The organism is Mycolicibacter arupensis, assembly GCF_002086515.1.
Lineage (GTDB): Bacteria > Actinomycetota > Actinomycetes > Mycobacteriales > Mycobacteriaceae > Mycobacterium > Mycobacterium arupense.
In genome coordinates this window covers 1-20,124 of record NZ_MVHH01000038.1, presented here as the reverse complement: position 1 = coordinate 20,124, position 20,124 = coordinate 1, and the positions used below count along the sequence as shown (strand labels likewise).

At 69.2% G+C, this 20,124-nt stretch carries 18 protein-coding genes; 9 read left to right on the top strand and 9 right to left on the bottom strand.

The features are described from left to right. Positions 1 to 73: 73 nt before the first annotated feature. Positions 74 to 1,633, bottom strand: a complete 1,560-nt coding sequence (locus tag BST15_RS15720; protein ID WP_046191219.1) for a dolichyl-phosphate-mannose--protein mannosyltransferase — start codon at positions 1,631 to 1,633, stop codon at positions 74 to 76. A gap of 24 nt (positions 1,634 to 1,657) precedes the next feature. Between BST15_RS15720 and rsmI the strand changes: the two genes are divergently transcribed. Beyond that, positions 1,658 to 2,494: a 16S rRNA (cytidine(1402)-2'-O)-methyltransferase gene (rsmI, locus tag BST15_RS15715; protein ID WP_046191218.1), complete on the top strand. Its 837-nt coding sequence runs from the start codon at positions 1,658 to 1,660 to the stop codon at positions 2,492 to 2,494. On the opposite strand, the gene BST15_RS15710 is transcribed toward rsmI, so the two are convergent. The 3 genes from BST15_RS15710 to BST15_RS15700 form a co-directional block, all read right to left on the bottom strand. Then, a complete protein-coding gene (locus BST15_RS15710; RefSeq protein WP_046294746.1) occupies positions 2,464 to 3,714 on the bottom strand; it encodes an aminodeoxychorismate synthase component I in 1,251 nt (416 codons plus the stop codon). The genes rsmI and BST15_RS15710 overlap by 31 nt on opposite strands. A 12-nt stretch (positions 3,715 to 3,726) precedes the next feature. Next, positions 3,727 to 4,599, bottom strand: a complete 873-nt coding sequence (gene sigJ / locus BST15_RS15705) for an RNA polymerase sigma factor SigJ (protein ID WP_046190075.1) — start codon at positions 4,597 to 4,599, stop codon at positions 3,727 to 3,729. A 143-nt stretch (positions 4,600 to 4,742) separates the two neighbouring features. Further along, positions 4,743 to 5,921 carry an NAD(P)/FAD-dependent oxidoreductase gene (locus BST15_RS15700; RefSeq protein WP_046190057.1) on the bottom strand — a complete coding sequence of 393 codons (1,179 nt, stop codon included), beginning with the start codon at positions 5,919 to 5,921 and terminating at the stop codon, positions 4,743 to 4,745. 102 nt (positions 5,922 to 6,023) lie between these two features. Here BST15_RS15700 and BST15_RS15695 point away from each other — a divergent pair, with 102 nt between their 5' ends. Continuing rightward, positions 6,024 to 6,377: a hypothetical protein gene (locus BST15_RS15695; protein WP_046190058.1), complete on the top strand. Its 354-nt coding sequence runs from the start codon at positions 6,024 to 6,026 to the stop codon at positions 6,375 to 6,377. A 28-nt stretch (positions 6,378 to 6,405) separates the two neighbouring features. On the opposite strand, the gene metG is transcribed toward BST15_RS15695, so the two are convergent. Further along, positions 6,406 to 7,956, bottom strand: coding sequence for a methionine--tRNA ligase (metG, locus tag BST15_RS15690; protein WP_046190059.1), 1,551 nt, complete (start codon positions 7,954 to 7,956; stop codon positions 6,406 to 6,408). An 18-nt stretch (positions 7,957 to 7,974) separates the two neighbouring features. Here metG and BST15_RS15685 point away from each other — a divergent pair, with 18 nt between their 5' ends. The 3 genes from BST15_RS15685 to rsmA all read left to right on the top strand — a co-directional run bounded on the left by BST15_RS15685 (position 7,975) and on the right by rsmA (position 10,970). Then, positions 7,975 to 8,820, top strand: a complete 846-nt coding sequence (locus BST15_RS15685) for a TatD family hydrolase (RefSeq protein WP_198528268.1) — start codon at positions 7,975 to 7,977, stop codon at positions 8,818 to 8,820. 108 nt (positions 8,821 to 8,928) lie between these two features. Then, positions 8,929 to 10,047 carry a resuscitation-promoting factor gene (locus BST15_RS15680; protein WP_046190061.1) on the top strand — a complete coding sequence of 373 codons (1,119 nt, stop codon included), beginning with the start codon at positions 8,929 to 8,931 and terminating at the stop codon, positions 10,045 to 10,047. Beyond that, complete coding sequence (gene rsmA, locus BST15_RS15675; RefSeq protein WP_046190062.1) at positions 10,020 to 10,970, top strand: 16S rRNA (adenine(1518)-N(6)/adenine(1519)-N(6))-dimethyltransferase RsmA; 951 nt, start codon at positions 10,020 to 10,022, stop codon at positions 10,968 to 10,970. The genes BST15_RS15680 and rsmA overlap by 28 nt, the downstream gene beginning before the upstream one ends. On the opposite strand, the gene BST15_RS15670 is transcribed toward rsmA, so the two are convergent. After that, positions 10,886 to 11,725, bottom strand: coding sequence for a serine/threonine-protein kinase (locus BST15_RS15670; RefSeq protein WP_046190063.1), 840 nt, complete (start codon positions 11,723 to 11,725; stop codon positions 10,886 to 10,888). The genes rsmA and BST15_RS15670 overlap by 85 nt on opposite strands. 135 nt (positions 11,726 to 11,860) lie before the next feature. Here BST15_RS15670 and BST15_RS15665 point away from each other — a divergent pair, with 135 nt between their 5' ends. The 3 genes from BST15_RS15665 to BST15_RS15655 all read left to right on the top strand — a co-directional run bounded on the left by BST15_RS15665 (position 11,861) and on the right by BST15_RS15655 (position 16,230). Further along, on the top strand, positions 11,861 to 13,336 hold the full coding sequence (locus BST15_RS15665) for a PE-PPE domain-containing protein (protein WP_046190076.1): 1,476 nt from the start codon (positions 11,861 to 11,863) through the stop codon (positions 13,334 to 13,336). A 45-nt stretch (positions 13,337 to 13,381) separates the two neighbouring features. Beyond that, positions 13,382 to 14,344 (top strand): 4-(cytidine 5'-diphospho)-2-C-methyl-D-erythritol kinase, encoded by a 963-nt coding sequence (locus tag BST15_RS15660; protein ID WP_046190064.1) that lies wholly within the window; start codon positions 13,382 to 13,384, stop codon positions 14,342 to 14,344. A gap of 251 nt (positions 14,345 to 14,595) precedes the next feature. After that, positions 14,596 to 16,230, top strand: a complete 1,635-nt coding sequence (locus BST15_RS15655) for a fatty acyl-AMP ligase (RefSeq protein WP_046190077.1) — start codon at positions 14,596 to 14,598, stop codon at positions 16,228 to 16,230. Between the two features lie 112 nt (positions 16,231 to 16,342). On the opposite strand, the gene pth is transcribed toward BST15_RS15655, so the two are convergent. From pth to BST15_RS15640, 3 genes are all read right to left on the bottom strand, one after another. Beyond that, positions 16,343 to 16,927, bottom strand: a complete 585-nt coding sequence (pth, locus tag BST15_RS15650; protein WP_046190065.1) for an aminoacyl-tRNA hydrolase — start codon at positions 16,925 to 16,927, stop codon at positions 16,343 to 16,345. 12 nt (positions 16,928 to 16,939) lie between these two features. Beyond that, positions 16,940 to 17,557, bottom strand: coding sequence for a 50S ribosomal protein L25/general stress protein Ctc (locus BST15_RS15645; RefSeq protein WP_046190066.1), 618 nt, complete (start codon positions 17,555 to 17,557; stop codon positions 16,940 to 16,942). Between the two features lie 138 nt (positions 17,558 to 17,695). After that, positions 17,696 to 18,568 (bottom strand): oxidoreductase, encoded by an 873-nt coding sequence (locus BST15_RS15640; RefSeq protein ID WP_046190067.1) that lies wholly within the window; start codon positions 18,566 to 18,568, stop codon positions 17,696 to 17,698. Between the two features lie 97 nt (positions 18,569 to 18,665). Here BST15_RS15640 and BST15_RS15635 point away from each other — a divergent pair, with 97 nt between their 5' ends. After that, the gene (locus BST15_RS15635) at positions 18,666 to 20,042 is read left to right on the top strand and encodes a DUF1254 domain-containing protein (protein WP_046190078.1); all 1,377 of its coding nucleotides are present in this window, start codon (positions 18,666 to 18,668) and stop codon (positions 20,040 to 20,042) included. The last annotated feature ends 82 nt before the right edge of the window (positions 20,043 to 20,124 follow it).

Genomic DNA, 20,124 nt, shown 5'->3' with positions numbered 1-20,124 from the left:
CTAGGGCTGTGGATAAGTCCAATCAACAACCGTGGGCGCAATCTCGCGGGAGAGAACGGCAAGGCGTGTGGCCTCAGGCCCAGCTGGGCAGCCAGATCTCCATGTTCCAGGTGGCCGGTGAGATCGGCACTCCCGTCAAGATCGGATACAGCCAGGCGAAGTTGGTCAGCGCCAGTGCCACGTAACACGACACCGCCAGCAGCCCCAGCGACCAGCGCTCTAAGGTGCCGGTGCGTCCGGCGTTCACGATGTCGACGCAGATCAGCGCCAGCAGCATCGCCAGGAACGGCGCCATGGGCACCGCGTAGAAGAAGTACATCTGCCGCCCGATGTCGGCGAACCAGGGCAGCCAGCCGGCGCAGTAGCCGACCAGCGCCGCGGCGTAGCGCCAGTCGTGGCGCACCACCGAACGCCACAACGCATAGCCCAGCACCGGCACCGACACCCACCACAGGGCCGGGGTGCCCACCAGCATCACCGCCTTCACGCAGGACTGGGCGCCGCAGCCGGGAACGTCGTGCTGATCCATCGCGTAGAGCACCGGTCGCAGCGACATCGGCCACGCCCACGGCTTGGACTCCCACGGGTGGTGATTGCCCGCGGCGTTCGTCAGCCCGGCATGGAAGTGATAGGCCTGGTAGGTGTAGTGCCACAGCGAGCGCAGCGCATCCGGTATCGGGAATCGGCTCTCCAGACCGATCGACTGGCCGGCCTCGTGCCGATCCACTCCGGTCTCGGAGGCGAACCACGGCGCATACGACGCCAGATACACCCCGAACGGGATGAGTGCCAGCGCGTAGGCGGTGGGCCCCACGTCCCGGCGCAGGGTTCCCAGCCACGGCCGCCGCACCCGGTACTGCCGTCGGGCCGCCACGTCGAAGGCCAGCGACATCGCGCCGAAGAACACCACGAAGTACAGCCCGGACCATTTGGTGGCACAGGCCAGCCCCAGCAGCACCCCCGCGCCGAAGCGCCACCAGCGCACCCCCAGCCGCGGACCCCACGGCGTCGCACCGGCGCGGCCCTCGGTCAACACCGTGTGCATACGCATCCGCACCTGATCGCGGTCGACGATCAACGCGCCGAACGCGGCCACCACGAAGAACGTCAGGAAGCCGTCCAACAACGCCGTGCGCGCCGCGACGAAGCTGACCCCGTCGGCCACCAGCAGCAGCCCGGCGATACCCCCGGCCAGCGTCGAGCGCGTCATGCGCCGCACGATCCGCACCAGCAGGGCGATCGCGAGCACGCCGAGCAGGGCACTGCTGAACCGCCAGCCCAGCCCGTTGTAACCGAACAGGGCCTCGCCGATCGCGATCAACTGCTTGCCCACCGGTGGGTGCACCACCAGGCCGTAGCCGGGGTTGTCCTCGACGCCGTGGTTGTGCAGCATCTGCCAGGCCTGCGGGGCGTAGTGCTTCTCGTCGAAGATCGGGGTGCCCGCGTCGGTCGGCGAGTAGAGGTTGGCGAACCGGGTCACCGCGGCCAGCAGTGTCACCGCGGCGGTCACGGCCCAGCCCCGGGCCCGGTCGGTAGGCCCGAAATCGGCCACCGGCACCAACAGTCCCGGGCTGATCATCGGAGCGGTGCGCTCAAGCCCGGCCGCGGGCCTGGTGGCGGTCGGAGCGCTCATTCCCACGATCGTAGGCTGTGCGCCATGCCCGATGGTCGATTGCTGCTGGGTGCCACCCCGCTGGGTCAGCCCGCCGATGCCTCGCCGCGGCTGGTCGAGGCGCTGCGCACCGCCGAGGTGGTGGCCGCCGAAGACACCCGCCGGGTGCGGACGCTGGCCAAGGCGCTGGACGTCCAGATCTCCGGGCGGGTGGTCAGCCTTTTCGACGCCAACGAGGCGACGCGGGTGCCGGCGCTGCTGGCCGATCTCGAGGCCGGGGCCACGGTTCTGGTGGTCAGTGACGCCGGGATGCCGCTGATCAGCGACCCGGGCTATCGCCTGGTGTCGGCGTGCGCGGAGGCCGGACTGCCGGTCACCTGCCTGCCCGGCCCGTCGGCGGTCACCACGGCGCTGGCGGTGTCGGGACTGGCCTCGGAGCGGTTCTGCTTCGAGGGCTTCGCGCCACGTAAGCAGGCGGCGCGACGGGCGTGGTTGGCGTCGCTGGCCGACGAGCGGCGCACATGTGTGTTCTTCGAGTCGCCGCGGCGGCTGGCCGAGTGCCTGAGCGACGCGGTCGACGAGCTCGGCGGCCAGCGGCGCGCGGTGGTGTGCCGGGAGCTGACCAAGACCCACGAAGAGGTGCTGCGCGCGACGCTGGCCGAGCTGGCCGAGTGGGCGACCGGCGGCGTGCTGGGGGAGATCACCGTGGTGCTCGCCGGGGCCAGTCCGCGCGCCGATCTGCCGGCATTGGTCGAGGAGGTCAACCGGCGCACCGAGCAGGGGATGCGGGTCAAGGACGCGTGTGCGCAGGTGATCGCGGCCGCGCCCGCAGCGGTGTCGCGGCGCGAACTCTACGACGCGGTGCTGCGTTCGCGGGACTGATGCGCGGCGACGATCGGCGCCGCCTTGTGCAAGCACTCCTGCCATTCGGCGTCGACGTCGGAATCCGCGGTGATCCCGCCGCCGACACCGAGCACCGCGCCACCGGCGGCATCGAACTCCACGGTGCGGATCGCGACGTTCAGTTCGACGCCGGCCACCGGGGAAGCCAAACCGACGGTGCCGCAGTAGATGCCACGGCGCGACGGCTCCCACTCCGAGAGCAGCTGGCGGGCCCGGTGTTTGGGTGTTCCCGTCACCGAAGCGGGCGGGAAGGTGGCCTCCAGCAGGTCCGCCATCGCCAGATGCTCCGGGACCTCGGCGCAGACCGTCGACACCAGATGCCACACGCCCGGCGCGGGCCGCACCGCCAACAGCTCGGGCACGGTGACGGTTCCGGTGATCGCCACGCGGCCCAGGTCGTTGCGGACCAGGTCCACGATCATGATGTTCTCGGCAACGTCTTTGACCGAGGCGCGCAGCGCCGAGGGGCGGGCATGCAGCGGCAGGGTGCCCTTGATGGGGCTGGAGGCCACCACCTGTCCGCGCCGGCGCAGGAACAGCTCCGGTGACAGTGACGCCACCGCGCCCCAGGAGCCCGCGAGGTAGGCGGCGCGTGCGGGCGCGGTGCGCGTCACCGCGTCAGCGAAGAAGTCCAGCGGGGCGCCCGTGACCGTTCCAGTGAAGCGCGTGCACACGCAGGCCTGATAGACCTCACCGGAACGGATGGCCTCCAGGCAGGCCAAGACCCCGGCGCGGTGCGCCTGCCGGTCCGGGGTCTCCCAGTAGATGCGGCATGCCCGGTCCGGCGCGGGAGTGCTCAGCGCCTGGGCAAGCCAGCTCGGCATCGGCGCGCCCGACAGGCTCTCGAACCACCACTGCCCGTCGGCGTCGCGGCGCAGCACACAGTCGGTCCAGCCGCCGGCGGCGTCGGGAATGCGGGGCCCCAGGCCGTCTGCACCGGCGTCGGGATACGACAGATAGCCGATCCAGCCGCCCCCCACTGTCCCGGAGGGGGCGCCGGAGACGGATTCATGCGGCGCGAACACCGAGTCGGGGCGGACCGGCTCGGCGGCCACGCTGGGCGCGATCACCGCCGTGGCGCCGAACCACTCACCGGTCAGCGCGGCCGGTGGCGGCAGCCCGCACCGGTCGGTGGCGTCGCCGACGGCCCGCAGCACCTCCGGTGCCGCCCCCAGGTCGCCGAGCCGCTCGATCCGCACGGCACTAGCTTGTCAGACGTTCGCGCCGCGAGTGATCTCGCGGGCGGCCGCCACCGCCGCCAGCTTGTCCGGGTTGCGCATCGCATAGAAATTGGTGATCAGGCCGTCGACGATCTCGAAGGTGAACACGCCCTCCAGATGGTCGGCGCTGTAGAGCAGCACCGCGGGTGCGGAATTGCACACGCCCAACTCCACCCGGATGTCGGGCAGCCGCGCCCCCTGCCGCAGCAGCCCGATCACCGTCCGGGCCACCTTGTCGGCACCGATGACGGGCCGTCGTGCGGCGCTGGCCTTGCCGCCGCTGTCGGCGGTCCACACCACGTCGGGCGCCAACATCGACAGCACCGTCGTCAGATCGCCGCCGGCCGCCGCGGCCATGAACTCCGCGGTGATCCGTGCACTCTCCTCCGGGGCCACCGGGGTGTAGCGCGGGCGACGGGCCTGGACATGGCCGCGGGCACGGTGCGCGACCTGGCGGGCCGCGGCCTCGGTCTTGCCGATCGCGGCCGCGATGTCGTCGTAGTCGAACCCGAACACCTCACGCAGCACGAACACCGCCCGCTCGTCGGGGCCCAGCGTCTCCAAGACCACCAGCATGGCCATCGACACCGACTCGGCCAGCACGACATCCGACGAGGCGTCATCCTCGGTGAGCAGCAGCGGCTCGGGCAGCCACGGACCGATGTATTCCTCGCGGCGCCGCGCCCCGGCCCGCAGCGCATTGAGCGCCTGACGGGTGACCACGCTGGCCAGGTAGCTCTTGACGTCGCGTACCTGCGCCAAGTCGACCTGCGCCCAGCGCAGATAGCTGTCCTGCAGCACGTCGTCGGCTTCGGTAGCCGAGCCCAGGATCTCGTAGGCGATGGTGAACAGCAGGGGGCGCAGCTCGGTGAACCGTTCGGCTTGTTCAGCGGTCCCAGTTTCGTCTCTCCTTCGTCGAGGCTCGCTGAACCGCTGGGCTTGTTCAGCGGTCCCAGTTTCGCCTCTCCTTCGTCGAGGCTCGCTGAACCGCTGGGCGTGCTCGTCTCTCACACCGCCGCCTCCCGCTCACCCTGCCCCTGCGCCAATTGGGCGGCCCGGGCACCGCCCTTCATCCAACGGTACGAGCCCGGCTTGGCCGCCTCGCCCCGCATCCACTTGAGCGTGTAGCGGCACACCGTCTCCTTGACCACGGCGCCCAGCCGGCCTCCCACGAACGCCTTGATCGGGGTGTCGTCGCGGCGCGACACCTGCACCGTCGCCGCGTCGCGGCCCACGCTGATGCACTGCGCGGCGAACGCCTGGTCCAGGGCCGCCGGCGAGTGGCCGGCGATCCGGGCCAACACGGTGTTGGCGGCCTGGGCGCCCAGGGGCAGCGCGGCCTGGCAGCTCATCCGCAGCGGCCTGCCCGAGGGCGCGACGGCGTCCCCGGCCGCGACGATCCACGGGTTGTCGACACTGGTCAGGGTCTCGTCGGTGAGCAGTCGGCCGAGCGCGTCGGTGGCCAGCCCGCTGGCGGCGGCCAGCTCCGGCACCCCGAATCCCGCGGTCCAGACCGTCACCGCGCTGGGCAGTACCGTGCCGTCGTGCAGCACCACGGCATCGGCGCGCACCTGCGCCACCATCGCGTCCTCGCGCACCGCAACACCCAGCTTCCGAAGGGCCTTGGCCACCGAGCGGCGGCCCGCCGCATGCAGTGACGGGCCCAGGCTTTCGCCGCAGACCAGGGTCACCGTGCGGCCCCGCACCGCCAGCTCGGACGCCGCCTCGATGCCGGTCAGCCCGCCGCCGACCACCGTCACCGGGGCGTCGTGCGCCACCTCGCCGAGCCGGGCCAGCAGCTGCGCCGCGGACTCGAATTCGGCCAGGGAGTAAGCGAACTCGGCGGCACCGGGAACGGCCGGGGTGATCGCGCCGGTACTGCCCACCGCATAGATGAGGTAGTCGTAGCGCAGCACCGTGCCCGACGCCAACCGGATGCGGCGGTCAGCGGCATCGATGCCCGCGGCCGAGTCCACCAGCAGCCGGATCCCGTCGCCGAGCAGTTCGGCGTAGTCGACGGTGGCCGACCCGGTGCCCGCGACGTACTGGTGCAGCCGGATCCGTTCGACGAAGGCCGGTCGCGGGTTGACCAGGGTGATGTCGACGGCCGGGTTCTGGCGCAGTCGATTGGCGGCCAAGGTGCCGGCGTAGCCGCCGCCGAGGATGACGACCTGGATGCGTTTCATGGCGTGCTCCTGTCTTGATGAGGTGGTGATGCCCTCAAGACACCGCACGTGGGCCGCCTGTGACGGGCTGTGATCTGTTTCACTGAGCGCTACGCTGGCCGCATGGGGTTCGGAGGAGCGGGGCGGGCACTGGTTCACGCGTTCAATAGGGTCACCACCGAGCTGATCGCCGCGCCCATGCTCGGTCAGATGTTCGGCCGGCGCCTGACCACGATCAGTTACGTGGGCCGGCGATCCGGGCAGACGTTCAGCCTGCCGGTGGCCTACTGGCGCGAGGGCGACCAGGTCAGGATCGGTGTCGCCATGCCCGAGGCCAAGGCCTGGTGGCGCAATTTTCTGGGCGAGGGCCATCCGCTGACCATCCTGCTCGACGGTGCCAGCCGCACCGGTCAGGCCGTCGCGCGGCGCGATGAGCAGGGCCGGGTGACGGTCGCCGTGCAACTGGACGCGCGCTGAGCGTCGCAGCGCCCAGATCTGCCCCGGATCAGGGCTGGTAGCGCGGGAAGACTCCCGAGGGCGCCGGCAGGGTCAGCCCCGGCGTCAGCCGCTCCGGTACGGCGCTGAACATACGTTGTTCGGGGGACTGGCCCAGCAGGTCCAACAGCTTGCCCGCAGACTCGGGCATCACCGGTTGCAGCAGCAGCGCCGCGATCCGCACCACCTCCAGGGTGGTGTAGAGGATCGTGCCGAAGCGGGCCTGGTCGGCGGCAGATTCGCTCTTGGCCAGCTTCCACGGCTCGTTGGCCGAGAAGTACCGGTTGGCCGCACCCAGCATCTGCCAGATCGCCTCCAGCCCCAGGTGCATGGACTGTGTGCCGAACGCGGCCCGCATCTTCTCCAACAGGGCGTCGGCCAGTGCCAGCATCTGCTCGCCGTCTTCGGCCTGTGCCGTCGGCTCGGGCACCACCCCGCCCAGGTTCTTGGCCACCATCGACAGCGAGCGCTGTGCCAGGTTGCCCAGCTCGTTGGCCAGATCGGCGTTCACGCGACCGATCATCGCCTCATCCGAGATGCTGCCGTCCTGGCCGAAGGGGATCTCGCGCAGCAGGAAGTAGCGGACTTGGTCGACACCGTATTTGTCGACGAACTCGACGGGATCGATCACGTTGCCCACCGACTTGCTCATCTTCTCGCCGCTGTTGAGCAGAAACCCGTGCGCGAACACCCGCCGCGGCAGTTCGATACCGGCGGACATCAGAAACGCGGGCCAGTACACGGTGTGGAACCGGATGATGTCCTTGCCGATCATGTGCAGATCGGCCGGCCAGTACCTGCGGAAGGTCTCGGAGTCGGTGTCGGGATAGCCGACCCCGGTCAGGTAGTTGGTCAGCGCGTCCACCCAGACGTACATGACGTGGTCGGGGTGCCCGGGCACCGGTACGCCCCAGTCGAAGGACGTGCGCGAGATCGACAGATCCCGCAGCCCGCCGGAGACAAAGCTGACCACCTCATTGCGCCGCACGTCGGGGGCGATGAACTCCGGATTGGCCTCGTAATGCGCCAGCAGCCGCTCGGCATAGGCCGACAGCCGGAAGAAGTAGGTCTGCTCCTCGGTCCAGGTGACCGGCGTCCCGGTCTCGCTGGCCACCCGCGAACCGTCCGGCGTCAGGTGGGTCTCGCCCTCGGTGAAGAATCGCTCGTCGCGCACCGAATACCAGCCGGAGTAGGCGTCCAGATAGATGTCGCCGGCGTCGACCATGCGCTGCCAGATCGCCTTGGACGCCTCGATGTGATCGGCGTCGGTGGTGCGGATGAACCGGTCGAAGGAGATGTTGAGCTTGCGCTGCAGCGCCTCGAAGACATCGGAGTTGCGTCGCGCCAGATCGGCGGTCGGGATGCCTTCGGCGGCGGCGGTCTCGGCCATCTTGAGTCCGTGCTCGTCGGTGCCGGTCAGGTACCGCACGTCGAAGCCGTCGAGGCGGTGGAACCGGGCGATCGCGTCGGTGGCGATGTACTCGTAGGCGTGCCCGATGTGCGGGTCACCGTTGGGATAGGTGATCGCGGTGGTGACGTAGAAAGGCTGCGTTTTTCTCATCACTCGCCACCTTATTGTGTGCGGGTGAGCTCCAAACGTTCAGCCAAAACTCCGCCGCCCGCGCCGCCGGAGCTCGGTCCGCTGGTCGACGCCCATACCCACCTCGACGCCTGTGGCGGCACCGATGCGGCGTCGGTGCACGCGATCATGGATCGGGCCGCCGCGGTCGGGGTGCAGGCGGCGGTGACCGTCGCCGACGACCTGGCCTCGGCGCGCTGGGTCACGGAGGCCGCCGACGCCGATGAGCGGGTATATGCCGCGGTGGCGCTGCATCCCACCCGGGCGGGCACGCTCACCGACGCGGCCCGCTCCGAGGTCGAGTCATTGGCCGCCCACCCGAGGGTGGTGGCGATCGGGGAGACCGGCCTGGATCTGTACTGGCCCGGGCGCCTGGAGGGCTGTGCCGATCCGCAGACCCAGCGCGAGGCGTTCGCCTGGCATATCGACCTGGCCAAACGCACCGGCAAGCCCCTGATGATCCACAATCGCGACGCCGACGCCGCCGTCCTGGACGTGCTGCGCGCGGAGGGAGCCCCCGAGACGGTGATCTTCCACTGCTTCTCCTCGGGCCCGGAGATGGCTCACACCTGCGTCGACGCCGGCTGGATCCTGAGCCTGTCCGGCACGGTCAGCTTCAAAAATGCTCGTGACCTGCGCGAAGCTGTGGCGGTGATCCCGCAGGAGCAGCTGCTGGTGGAGACCGACGCGCCCTTTCTGACTCCGCATCCGTACCGCGGTTCACCGAATGAGCCCTACTGTCTGCCATACACTGTCAGAGCGCTGGCTGAGCTGCTGCGAACTCCAGCGGCTGACCTGGCGCAGGTGACGAACCGCAACGCCCGCCGCGTGTACGGGCTGGGCTGAGGGTCGAGCCGGTCACACCCGGTTGCCGACCGCCGGCGGAGTCGTTACCGTTCCGTTATGAACTGGGGCGCCGTGAGGGCCCCATTACCGTTGTCGTGAGGTTGTGTCGTGAACGCTGTGACCAAGCTGCACCAGGCGCCTTCGCCGATGCTGCGGCTTCTGGTGGCAGCACTGCTGCTGGTGCTCGCCGGCGCGGGCGGCTATGCGGTCGCCAGCGTCAAGACGGTGACTCTGGACGTGGACGGCACTGCGTTCACCGTCACCACCATGCGCTCGCGGGTCATTGACGTCGTCGCCGAGAACGGTTTCGGACTGGGTGAGCGCGACGAGGTGAGCCCTGCCCGCAATGCGCGGGTGCACGACGCGGACACCATCGAAGTCCGGCGCGGCCGGCCGCTGCAGGTGTCCCTGGACGGCCGTGAACCGCAGCAGCTATGGACGACGGCGCTCTCGGTGGATGAGGCGCTGGCCCAGCTGTCGATGACCGACACCGCTCCCGCAGCGGCGTCGCGCGGCAGCCGAGTCCCGCTGGCCGGGATGGCCCTGCCGGTGGTGAGCGCCAAGACCGTCACGATCGACGACGGTGGTGTGGTGCGCACCGTGCACCTGGCCGCCCCCAATGTCGCCGAACTGCTGGCCGCCGACGGCGCGCCGCTGGAGCAGGCCGACAAGGTGACGCCCGCGGCGTCCACCCCGATCACCGAGGGCATGCAGATTCAGGTGACGCGGATCCGGCTCAAGCAGGTCACCGAACGGGTGCCGCTTCCCCCGCCCGCCCGCCGGATCGAAGACCCCACCATGAACATCAGCCGCCAGGTGGTCGAGGACCCGGGCACGCCGGGTACCCAGGACGTGACCTATTCGGTGGCCACTATCAACGGCGCCGAGACCGGCCGCCTCCCGGTGGCCAATGCGGTGGTGGCCCCGGCCCGCGACTCCGTGCTGCGGGTGGGCGCCAAACCGGGCACCGAGGTGCCTCCGTCCGTGTACGGCGCGGCCTGGGACCGCATCGCTAATTGTGAGTCGCACGGCAACTGGGCGATCAACACCGGTAACGGTTTTTACGGCGGCGTGCAGTTCGACTACGGCACCTGGGTTGCCAACGGCGGACTGAAATACGCGCCGCGGGCGGACATGGCCACCCGCGAAGAGCAGATCGCGATCGCCGAGGTGACCCAGGCCAGGCAGGGCTGGGGTGCCTGGCCGGTGTGCAGCGGGAGGCGCTGACCATCGGGCTACTCGGGGCCGGTGACATCAGGGCCCTGGCGAGCGAACTGGACTTGCGGCCCCGCAAATCACTGGGGCAGAACTTCGTTCACGACGCCAACACTGTTCGCCGGATCGTCGATGGCGCCGGCATCACCGCGCAGGACCATGTCCTTGAAGTCGGTCCCGGACTCGGTTCGCTGACTCTGGCGCTGCTCGAGCACGGTCCCACGGTGATCGCCGTCGAGAAGGATCCGGTCTTGGCCGCACGGTTGCCGCAGACCATCGCCGAACACGCGCCCGCGCACGCCGAACGCCTGGCGGTGCTTGGCCGCGACGTCTTGACCCTGCGCCGCGACGAGCTGGACGTCGCGCCTACGGCGGTGGTGGCCAATCTGCCCTACAACGTGGCGGTGCCGGCCCTGCTGCACCTGCTCTGCGAGTTCGACTCCATCCGCACCGTCACCGTCATGGTGCAGCTGGAGGTGGCGGAGCGGCTGGCCGCTGAGCCCGGCGGCAAGGACTACGGCGTGCCCAGCGCCAAGGCGCGGTTCTTCGGCACGGTGCGCCGCTGCGGCACCGTGCCACCGAGTGTCTTCTGGCCGGTGCCGCGGGTGAATTCCGGGCTGGTGCGCATCGACCGCTACGACGTGCCGCCGTGGCCGGTGCACGACGAGTTCCGCCGCGATGTCTTCGCGCTGATCGACATCGCTTTCGCGCAGCGTCGTAAGACCTCACGTAACGCGTTCGCGGATTGGGCGGGATCGGGTCCGCAGTCCGCGGAACTGCTGGAGGCGGCGGGTATCGATCCGATGCGCCGCGGAGAGACGCTGGGGATCGCGGACTTCGTGCGGCTGCTTCAGACTTCGGGGGGCGTGACGGGACCGGCATCTGACAGCAGCGCCCGGGCCAGCTCCGCGACGAAGTCGGTGCAGGACTCGTAGCGACGCGCCGGGTACTTCGCCAGGGCCCGTTGCACCACCACGTCGGCTGCCCGGGCTGTCGGTCCGAGGGTGTCCGACAGGGGCGGGGGCAGCAGTCGTAGGTGCGCCTCGGCCAGGTCGGCGGCGCTGTCGGCGGGAAACGGCGACGCACCGGTCAGCAGTTCCACGGCCGTGCAGGCCAGGGCGTACTCGTCGGTGGCGGCGGTGGGCGCCTTTCCCTGCAGGATCTCTGGCGCGGTGTAGGGCAGTGACACTTCCGGGTTGCCGGGCTGCCGTGGCCGGTGGCCTACGTCTTCGACGACAGCGTGCGCCACGCCGAAGTCGGTCAGTACCGCGCCGGATCGGCCGAAGTCCGCGTGGATCAGGATGTTGGCGGGTTTGACGTCGCTGTGCACCACGCCGGCGCGGTGTGCGTAGTCCAGCGCTGCGGCCACCTGAGCCAGTGCGGCCAATCGGTCTGGCGCCGTGCGCAAACCGGTCACCTTGCCACCGTCGACGTACTGCATGGCCAGCCAGAACGGTCCGTGCCGGTACACCGTGACGATGTTGGGGTGCGCCAGGGCGCTCGCGAACGCGAACTCGCGGTCCAGCCGAGCCTGCTCAGCGGCCGAGCGGTGTGCCTCATCGAGCACCTTCAGTGCCACCGGAGTGCCGGGCGAACTGCGGTGGTGAGCCCGGTACACGCGGGCGTGCCCGCCGTGGCCGACCTCGGACTCGATCAGGTAGCCGCCGTAGTGGACCCCGGCCGCGTTCATGAACTCAGGTTAGGGCGCGTACAGCTACCTCGCAGAAAACTGAGAGAAACATGATCGAATAACTAGGAAAACATGACATTTGGCTGGCGTGCGGTAAATAATCAACGCGATCGCATCACCATCCAGGAGGCCGCCATGACAACTCAGTCCCACCGCAACCTGCGTTCGGTCGGTGCAGTCCCGTTGACCATGGCCGCCATCACCGCGCTCGGTGTGGCGCCGGTGGTCGCGCCCCAGGTGGCCTCCTCCGCCAAGACCCTGATCGCCCAGACCACCCTGCTCGACACCGAGTCGTGGATCATGGGCGGCAGTGGCCTGCCGATCCCTTCGCCGCAATACCTGGCCGCCCTCACGGATCGGTTCATCTCTCCCACGACACCCAAGTTCGAGGGCCAGCCCACCTTCCAGGTGGACGCCACCAATCCGCTGTTCACCCCGGAGGGCCTCTACCCGCTGACCGGCGTCAAGACGCTTCCGCTGGACACCTCGCTGGCCCAGGGCTCCACGATCCTCTTTCAGACCATCATGAGCGAGATCGACAAGGGCAATGACCTCGTCGTGCTGGGATATTCCCAGAGTGGCGTCATCAACGGTTTGGTGATGGACCAGCTGATGGCCCTGCCCGAGGAGGACCGTCCGACCTCGGACGAGCTGTCGTTCGTGACGCTGGGCAGCCCCGCCAACCCCAACGGCGGCCTGCTGGCCCGTTTCGACGTTCCCGGCTCCCCGCTGAGCCTGGCCAGCCTCGGCGTGACGTTCAGCGGCGGGGCTCCGTCCGAGACGCCCTGGGAGACGGCCAACTACATCCAGGAGTACGACGGTTTCGCCGACTTCCCGAAGTATCCGCTGAACCTGCTCGCCGACATCAACGCCTTCCTGGGCATCATGTTCATTCACGGCACCTACCCGCGGTTGACCGATGAGCAGCTGGCGTCGGCGATCGAGCTGAGTGTCTCCGAGGGGTACACCGGCAACAACCAGTACTTCATGATTCCCACCGAGAATCTGCCGATCCTGGAGCTGTTGCGCGGCAACGCATTCGGTGACGCCTTCGCCGACCTGCTGCAGCCGGCGCTGCGGGTGCTGATCAACCTCGGATATGGAAGCATCGAGAACGGCTGGGACCAGGGTCCTGCCGATATCTCCACCCCGTTCGGGCTGTTCCCCGACGTCAATCCGATGGATGTGCTGACCGCGCTGGTGAACGGCGCCGAGGAGGGGTGGAACGACTTCGTCGCCGCCCTGCAGAACATCTTCTCCGGCAGCCCGGCCGAGATCGCGGCCGACATGTTCGGACTGGGCGGCGGCGCCGCGGACTTCAGCCTGCCCAGCCTGATGGACGTCGTCAACACCTTCAGCGGTGCCGCGTCGACGTTGTACTCGACCCTGCTGCCCACCGCCGACATCATCAACGCGCTGCTCACCTCGCTGCCCGCCTACAACGCGAGCCTGTTCTTCAACGAGCTCATGGACGGCGATCTGGTGGGCGCGCTCGGGATGCCGCTGGCGGCCACCACCGGGCTGGTCACCATGGCGGGCGGGTTTGAGCTGGAGGTCCTGCTCAACGCATTCAACTCGGTCTCGCAGGACTTCGCTGACCTGTTCTCCTGATCGCGCGGCGCCTGCGCCGCGCCACGGACCGTTAGTCTCATCGGCGTGACCGCATCCGACGGCAATACCGCGACCGAGTGGTCCCCGACCGGTTCGGTCACCGTGCGGGTACCGGGCAAGCTCAACCTCTACCTGGCCGTGGGCGACCGCCGCGAGGACGGCTATCACGAGCTGACCACCGTCTTTCATGCGGTGTCGTTGGTCGACGAGGTGACCGTCCGGGACGCCGACGTGCTGTCGCTGCGGTGCAGCGGCGAGGGTGCCGACGTGCTGCCCACCGATGAGCGCAACCTCGCGTGGCAGGCCGCCGTGCTGATGGCCGAGTATGTCGGCCGGGCTCCGGACGTGGCCATCTCCATCGATAAGTCGATCCCGGTGGCCGGCGGCATGGCCGGCGGCAGTGCCGACGCCGCCGCGGTGCTGGTGGGCATCAATGCGCTCTGGGAGCTGGGTGTGCCGCGCCGCGACCTGCACACGCTGGCCGCCCGGCTGGGCAGCGACGTGCCGTTCGCGCTGCATGGCGGAACCGCGTTGGGCACCGGTCGCGGGGAGGAACTGGCGACGGTGCTCACCCGCGAGACCTTCCACTGGGTGCTGGCCTTCGCCGACCGGGGCTTGTCGACCCCGGCGGTCTTCACCGAGCTGGACCGGCTGCGTGACACCGGCCGCACCCTTCCGGAGTCGGGCGAGCCCGAGCCGGTGCTGGCCGCGTTGGCTGCCGGAGACCCGCAACGGCTGGCCGGATTGCTCGGCAATGACCTCCAGGCGGCCGCGGTGAGTCTCAACCCGGCCCTGCGGCGCACCCTGCGCGCCGGCGTGGAAGCGGGGGCACTGGCCGGTGTGGTGTCTGGCTCCGGCCCGACGTGCGCCTTCTTGTGCCTGTCTGCAGAGTCAGCGGCCGAGGTCGCCGTCGAACTGTCGGCGCTCGGTGCGGGCCGGGCGGTGCGGGTGGCCAGCGGCCCGGTGTACGGCGCCCGGGTGGTTCCGTCGTCGGTGACCGGGGCGTGATGGGCGCCACGATCCGCGGATAGATTTGCCCGCGGATTAAGAGGAGTTTAAGATGGCCCGCGGTGACTCATTGCGGCCAGGACAACCCAGCCAGCCAGACGCAACGCAGTTCTGGAGGGTCGCGCATTACGGTATCGAGATCCAACCGCCACCGATTTGTGTGCGTGTGCCTCTCGCGAAGTGATCCCAAGCAGGTGGAACATGAAATCTGAGCCCGTATGGACAGTACTGGTGCCGGCTAGGAGGCCGTGGTGAGCAGGTTTACCGACAACATGTTCCGCAGTGCCCGGGAATCAACCAAGGGCATGGTCACCGGTGAGCCGCACGAACCGGTCCGGCACACCTGGGGCGAGGTCCATGAGCGTGCCCGCCGGATCGCCGGCGGACTGGCGGCGGCCGGTGTCGGTCCCGGCGACGCCGTTGGCGTGCTGGCCGGTGCCCCGGTGGAGATCGCTCCCACCGCCCAGGGCGTGTGGATGCGGGCCGCCAGCCTGACCATGCTGCACCAGCCCACCCCGCGCACCGACCTGGCTGTCTGGGCCGAGGACACCATGACCGTCGTCGACATGATCGACGCCAAGGCCGTCATCATCTCCGACCCGTTCATGGCCGCGGAGCCGGTGCTGACCGCCAAGGGCCTCAAAGTCGTCACCGTCGCCGACCTGCTGACCGCCGAGCCGATCGACCCGGAAGAGGCCGGCGAGGACGACCTGGCGCTGATGCAGCTCACCTCCGGCTCGACCGGGTCTCCGAAGGCAGTGCAGATCACCCACCGCAACATCTACTCCAATGCCGAGGCGATGTTCATCAGCGCGGAGTACGACGTCGAGAAGGACGTCATGGTCAGCTGGCTGCCGTGCTTCCACGACATGGGCATGATCGGGTTCCTCACCGTGCCGATGTACTTCGGCGCCGAGCTGGTCAAGATCACCCCGATGGACTTCCTGCGCGACACGCTGCTGTGGGCCAAGCTGATCGACAAGTACAAGGGCACCATGACCGCGGCCCCGAACTTCGCCTATGCGCTGTTCGCCAAGCGGCTGCGTAAGCAGGCCACACCGGGCCAGTTCGACCTGTCCACGCTGCGGTTCGCGCTCTCGGGTGCCGAACCGGTGGAACCCGCCGACGTCGAGGACCTGATCGACGCCGGCAAGCCGTTCGGGCTGAACCCGACGGCCATTCTGCCCGCCTACGGCATGGCCGAGACGGTGCTGGCGGTGTCGTTCTCCAAGTGCAACGCCGGGCTGGTGGTCGACGAGGTGGACGCCGACCTGCTGGCGGCGCTGCGCCAGGCGGTGCCGGCCACCAAGGGCAACACCCGGCGGCTGGCCTCCCTGGGCCCGCTGCTCGAGGGCATCGAGATCCGGATCGTGGATGAGAACGGCACCTCGTTGCCGCCGCGTGGCGTCGGAGTGATCCAGCTGCGCGGGGAGCCGGTGACCCCGGGCTACCTCACGATGGCGGGCTTCCTGCCGGCGCAGGACGAGCACGGCTGGTATGACACCGGCGACCTGGGCTACCAGATGGAAGACGGCCACGTCGTGGTGTGCGGCCGGGTCAAGGACGTCATCATCATGGCGGGCCGCAACATCTACCCGACCGACATCGAGCGTGCCGCGGGCCGCGTCGAGGGCGTGCGCCCCGGGTGCGCGGTCGCGGTACGCCTGGACGCCGGCCATTCCCGTGAGACGTTCGCGGTCGCGGTGGAGTCCAACGCCTGGCAGGACCCGGTCGAGGTGCGCCGGATCGAGCACCAGGTCGCCCATGAGGTGGTGACCGAGGTCGACATGCGCCCCCGCAACGTGGTGGTGCTCGGACCGGGCAGCATCCCCAAGACCCCGTCGGGCAAGTTGCGCCGGGCCAATTCCGTCGCGCTGGTCACCTAGGGCTGTCACCTAGGCCAGCACCTAGGTCCCCTCCCCGCGAGGGTGCGTGTTGTACGCGACACGCCGTGCCTTTGCGTACAAACATGCACGCTGGCGGGGGAGAAGGCGGGGCTCAGCCCCAGGCGTGGACGAGGTTCTGCGCGGGCTCCAGACCCAACTCGATCAGCAGCTCGGTGGCATCGCCGGCCTGCTCGCAGATGGTCGGCAGCTCGGCGCGCTCGCCGGTGTTGAACGCCTGCAGCACGAACGCCGCCGGATCCTGGCGTCCCGGGGGGCGGCCGATGCCGAGGCGGACTCGCTGAAAGTCCTTGCTGCCCAACACTGTGGCGATCGATCGCAGCCCGTTGTGGCCGCCTTCGCCGCCGCCCTGCTTGAGCCTGATCCGGCCGAAGTCCAGGTCGAGGTCGTCGTGGATCACCACGACGTCACTGGTGGGCACGGAGTAGAACTTGGCCAGTGGCCCCACTTGGCGGCCCGACTCGTTCATGTAGCAGCGTGGCCGGGCCAACACCACCGGACGCCCTTTCAGGCGCCCGGTGGCTACGTCGGCTCCCGACTTCTTATGCAGCTTGAACGGCGACCCGATGCGCTCGGCCAGCAGGTCGAGCACCATGAAGCCCACGTTGTGCCGGGTACGTGCGTAATTCGGGCCCGGGTTGCCCAGGCCGACCACCAGCACCGGCGGTGACTCGGCCATGCGGTGCTCGGCTTACTCGGACTCGGAGGCCGCGTTCTCGCCTTCGGCAGCGGCGTCTTCGGCCGGCTCCTCGGCGCTGGGTGCCTCGATCACGTTGACCAGCAGCAGTTCGGGGTCCGAGATCAGGCTCACGCCCTTGGGCAGTTCCAGGCCGCCGGCGGTGAACTGGGTGCCGGCCTCGGCGCCCTCGATGGACACCGTCACCTGCTCCGGAATCGACAGCGCCTCGGCCTCGATCTCCACGGTGGTGGCGTCCTGGGTGACCAGGGTGCCGGACACGGCGTCGCCTTCGATGACGACGTTGACCTCGACGGTGACCTTCTCGCCGCGGCGCACCACCAGCAGGTCGGCGTGCTGGATGGTGCGACGGATCGGGTGGATGTCCAGGGCCTTGGTCAGTGCCAGCTGCTCCTTGCCCTCGATGTCGAGGGTGAGCACGGCGTTGGTGCCGGAGTGGCGCAGCACGGCGGCGAAGTCGTGCGCGGACAGCTCCAGGTGCTGCGGCTCGGTGCCGTGGCCGTAGAGGACGGTGGGGACCTTGCCCGCGCGGCGGGCCCGGCGCGAGGCGCCCTTGCCGGTCTCGGTCCGCACCGAAGCGGCGAGCTGGTTGGTGGCGGGGGTCTTAGCCATGGGGAAACTCCTTGGTTGCTGCGGCGGTGTCAGGCACGGCCAGATCGCGACAACCATTTCGGAGGTCCTCGTCGATAACGGCGGCCGAATCGGGGCCGCCCTCGCCGTGACGCCTGGTCAGGCTAGCGCATCGGCAGCTCAGAGCGGAAATTGAACCCCGGTGAGCTGCTCGGACAGCTCCCACAGTCCGGCGGCGGTGGAACCACGCTTGGCCAGCAGGCTGCGGCCCACCGAGCCGGTCGGTCCGACGACGCCGAAGCGCGGCCCGACGAAGGTGTTGCCGGACAGGTCTGCCGATGCCGCGTAGAGGGTCTGGCGTGCCCCGAAGTCGGCGCTGGTGGCCAGCAATCCATTGCCCACCGTGCGCATCACCAGGTCACCGAGCCGATTGCCGGTGCGGCCCTGCAGGTTGGTGCTCGAATAGCCGGGATGAGCGGCCAGCGCGCGCACCGGCGAGCCCGCCGAGACGAGCCTGCGCTGCAATTCACTGGTGAACAGCAGATTGGCCAGCTTGGACTGGCCGTAGGCCAGCCACGCCGAATACCGCCGCGACTGCCAATTCAGGTCTTTGAGGCTGATGTAGCCGATCCGGTGCATGGCCGACGACACCGTCACCACCCGGTCGGTGATCGTGGGCAGCAGCAGGTTCGTCAGCGCGAAATGGCCCAGGTGGTTGGTGCCGATCTGACTCTCGAAACCGTCGACGGTGGTGGCATAGGGCACCGCCATGATCCCGGCGTTGTTGATCAGCACGTCGGCCCGCGTGGTCTCCTCGGCGAACCGCCGTACCGAGGACAGGTCGGCCAGATCCAATGCGCGGACGGTCACGTCGCCGGGCATCTGCGCCGCGGCGGCCTGGCCCTTGGCGGTGTCGCGGACCGCCAGGGTGACGGCGGCGCCCACTCTGGCCAGTTCGCGCGCCGTGACAGCCCCCAAACCGCTGTTGGCACCGGTGACGATCACCGACCGTCCGGCGAACGACGGCAGATCGCTGGCGGTCCACGAGCTCATGGCTGACACTCTAACGAGGCGGCGGGGTGCGCGCTGGAACGCTGATTAGACGGGGAACGACGTGAAGCACTGGACCGCTTTGGGAGTGATCGTCGCGATGTTGGCCGTGGTCAGCGGCTGCGGCACCGGGCAGCAGGAACCCGCCGACGCCAAGCCCAGTGCCGGTCAGGTGCGCGAGATCGCCAAGCAGGCCTACATCTACGGCTTCCCGATGGTCGACTCCTACCGCATCCAGCACGCGTTCTTCGTCGGCAAGGCGGGTCCGCAGGATAAGGGCGCATGGAACCACGCGCTGAGCACCGCGAGGGTCTTCACGCCGGCCGACACCACGGTGCAGACCCCGAACGCCGACACCCCCTACACGATGCTCGGTGCGGATCTGCGCGCCGAGCCGCTGGTGCTGACGGTGCCGCCGATCGAAGCCGGCCGCTATTACTCGTTGCAGTTCATCGACGGCTACACCTACAACTTCGACTACGTGGGCAGCCGCACCACCGGCAACGGCGGGGGCAGATACCTGCTCGCCGGACCCGGCTGGAACGGGGACAAACCCGACGGCGTGAATCAGGTGATCCGCTCCGACACCGACTTCGCGCTGGTCATCTACCGCACCCAGCTGTTCGACCCGGCTGATATCGGCGACGTCAAGGAGATCCAGGCCGGTTACACCGTGCAGCCACTGTCGGCCTATCTCGGCCAGCCCGCCGCCAGCGCCCCGCCGGTGGACTTCGTCGCCCCGCTGACCCCGGAGGAGCAGAAGACCTCGCCGCGGTTCTTCGAGATCCTGAGCTTCCTGCTCAAGTACGCGCCGGTGTTGCCGGGGGAGCAGGATCTTCGGGCCCGGTTCGCCACCATCGGGATCAGCCCCGACGGCTCCTTCGATGCCGACACTCTCAGCGCCGAGACCCGCGATGCCGTGCAGGCGGGGATGGCCGATGCCTGGGCCGAACTCGACGCGTTCAAGAAGGACAAGCTCGAGAGCGGCCAGGTGACCTCGGGACAGCTGTTCGGCACCAGGGAATATCTCGACGGCAACTACCTGTACCGGATGGCCGGTGCGGTGGTCGGGATCTACGGCAACTCCCGGGATGAGGCCGTCTATCCGGTGCTGGCCGTGGATTCAGCCGGCGATCCACTGACCGGCGCGCATCACTACACGCTGCGGTTCGCCCCCGGGGCGCTGCCACCGGTCAACGCGTTCTGGTCGCTGACCATGTACAAGATGCCCGAAAGCCTGCTGGTGGCCAACCCGATCGACCGGTACCTGATCAACTCGCCGATGCTGCCGGATCTGATCCGCGACCCCGACGGGGGAATCACCATCGACGTCGCGCACCAGTCGCCGGGGGCGGACCGGGAGGCGAACTGGCTGCCGGCGCCCGAGGGGCCGTTCCAGATGATCCTGCGGCTGTACTGGCCCAAGGGGGAAGCGCTCAACGGCAGCTGGGAAGCGCCGAAGGCCGTCAAGCGCTAGCCGGCCTTAGTTGCAGTTGTTGGCGTGCACCCAACGGCCGTTGTAGCCCACGCAGGTGCTGACCGGTGGCGGCGGCGGGGGT

Excerpts from the sequence above, each read along its gene's own strand:
- BST15_RS15720 (WP_046191219.1), bottom strand. The coding sequence starts at position 1,633 with ATGAGCGCTCCGACCGCCACCAGGCCCGCGGCCGGGCTTGAGCGCACC.
- rsmI (WP_046191218.1), top strand. The coding sequence starts at position 1,658 with ATGCCCGATGGTCGATTGCTGCTGGGTGCCACCCCGCTGGGTCAGCCC.
- BST15_RS15700 (WP_046190057.1), bottom strand. The coding sequence starts at position 5,921 with ATGAAACGCATCCAGGTCGTCATCCTCGGCGGCGGCTACGCCGGCACC.
- BST15_RS15695 (WP_046190058.1), top strand. The coding sequence starts at position 6,024 with ATGGGGTTCGGAGGAGCGGGGCGGGCACTGGTTCACGCGTTCAATAGG.
- metG (WP_046190059.1), bottom strand. The coding sequence starts at position 7,956 with ATGAGAAAAACGCAGCCTTTCTACGTCACCACCGCGATCACCTATCCC.
- BST15_RS15670 (WP_046190063.1), bottom strand. The coding sequence starts at position 11,725 with ATGAACGCGGCCGGGGTCCACTACGGCGGCTACCTGATCGAGTCCGAG.
- BST15_RS15665 (WP_046190076.1), top strand. The coding sequence starts at position 11,861 with ATGACAACTCAGTCCCACCGCAACCTGCGTTCGGTCGGTGCAGTCCCG.
- pth (WP_046190065.1), bottom strand. The coding sequence starts at position 16,927 with ATGGCCGAGTCACCGCCGGTGCTGGTGGTCGGCCTGGGCAACCCGGGC.
- BST15_RS15645 (WP_046190066.1), bottom strand. The coding sequence starts at position 17,557 with ATGGCTAAGACCCCCGCCACCAACCAGCTCGCCGCTTCGGTGCGGACC.
- BST15_RS15640 (WP_046190067.1), bottom strand. The coding sequence starts at position 18,568 with ATGAGCTCGTGGACCGCCAGCGATCTGCCGTCGTTCGCCGGACGGTCG.
- BST15_RS15635 (WP_046190078.1), top strand. The coding sequence starts at position 18,666 with ATGTTGGCCGTGGTCAGCGGCTGCGGCACCGGGCAGCAGGAACCCGCC.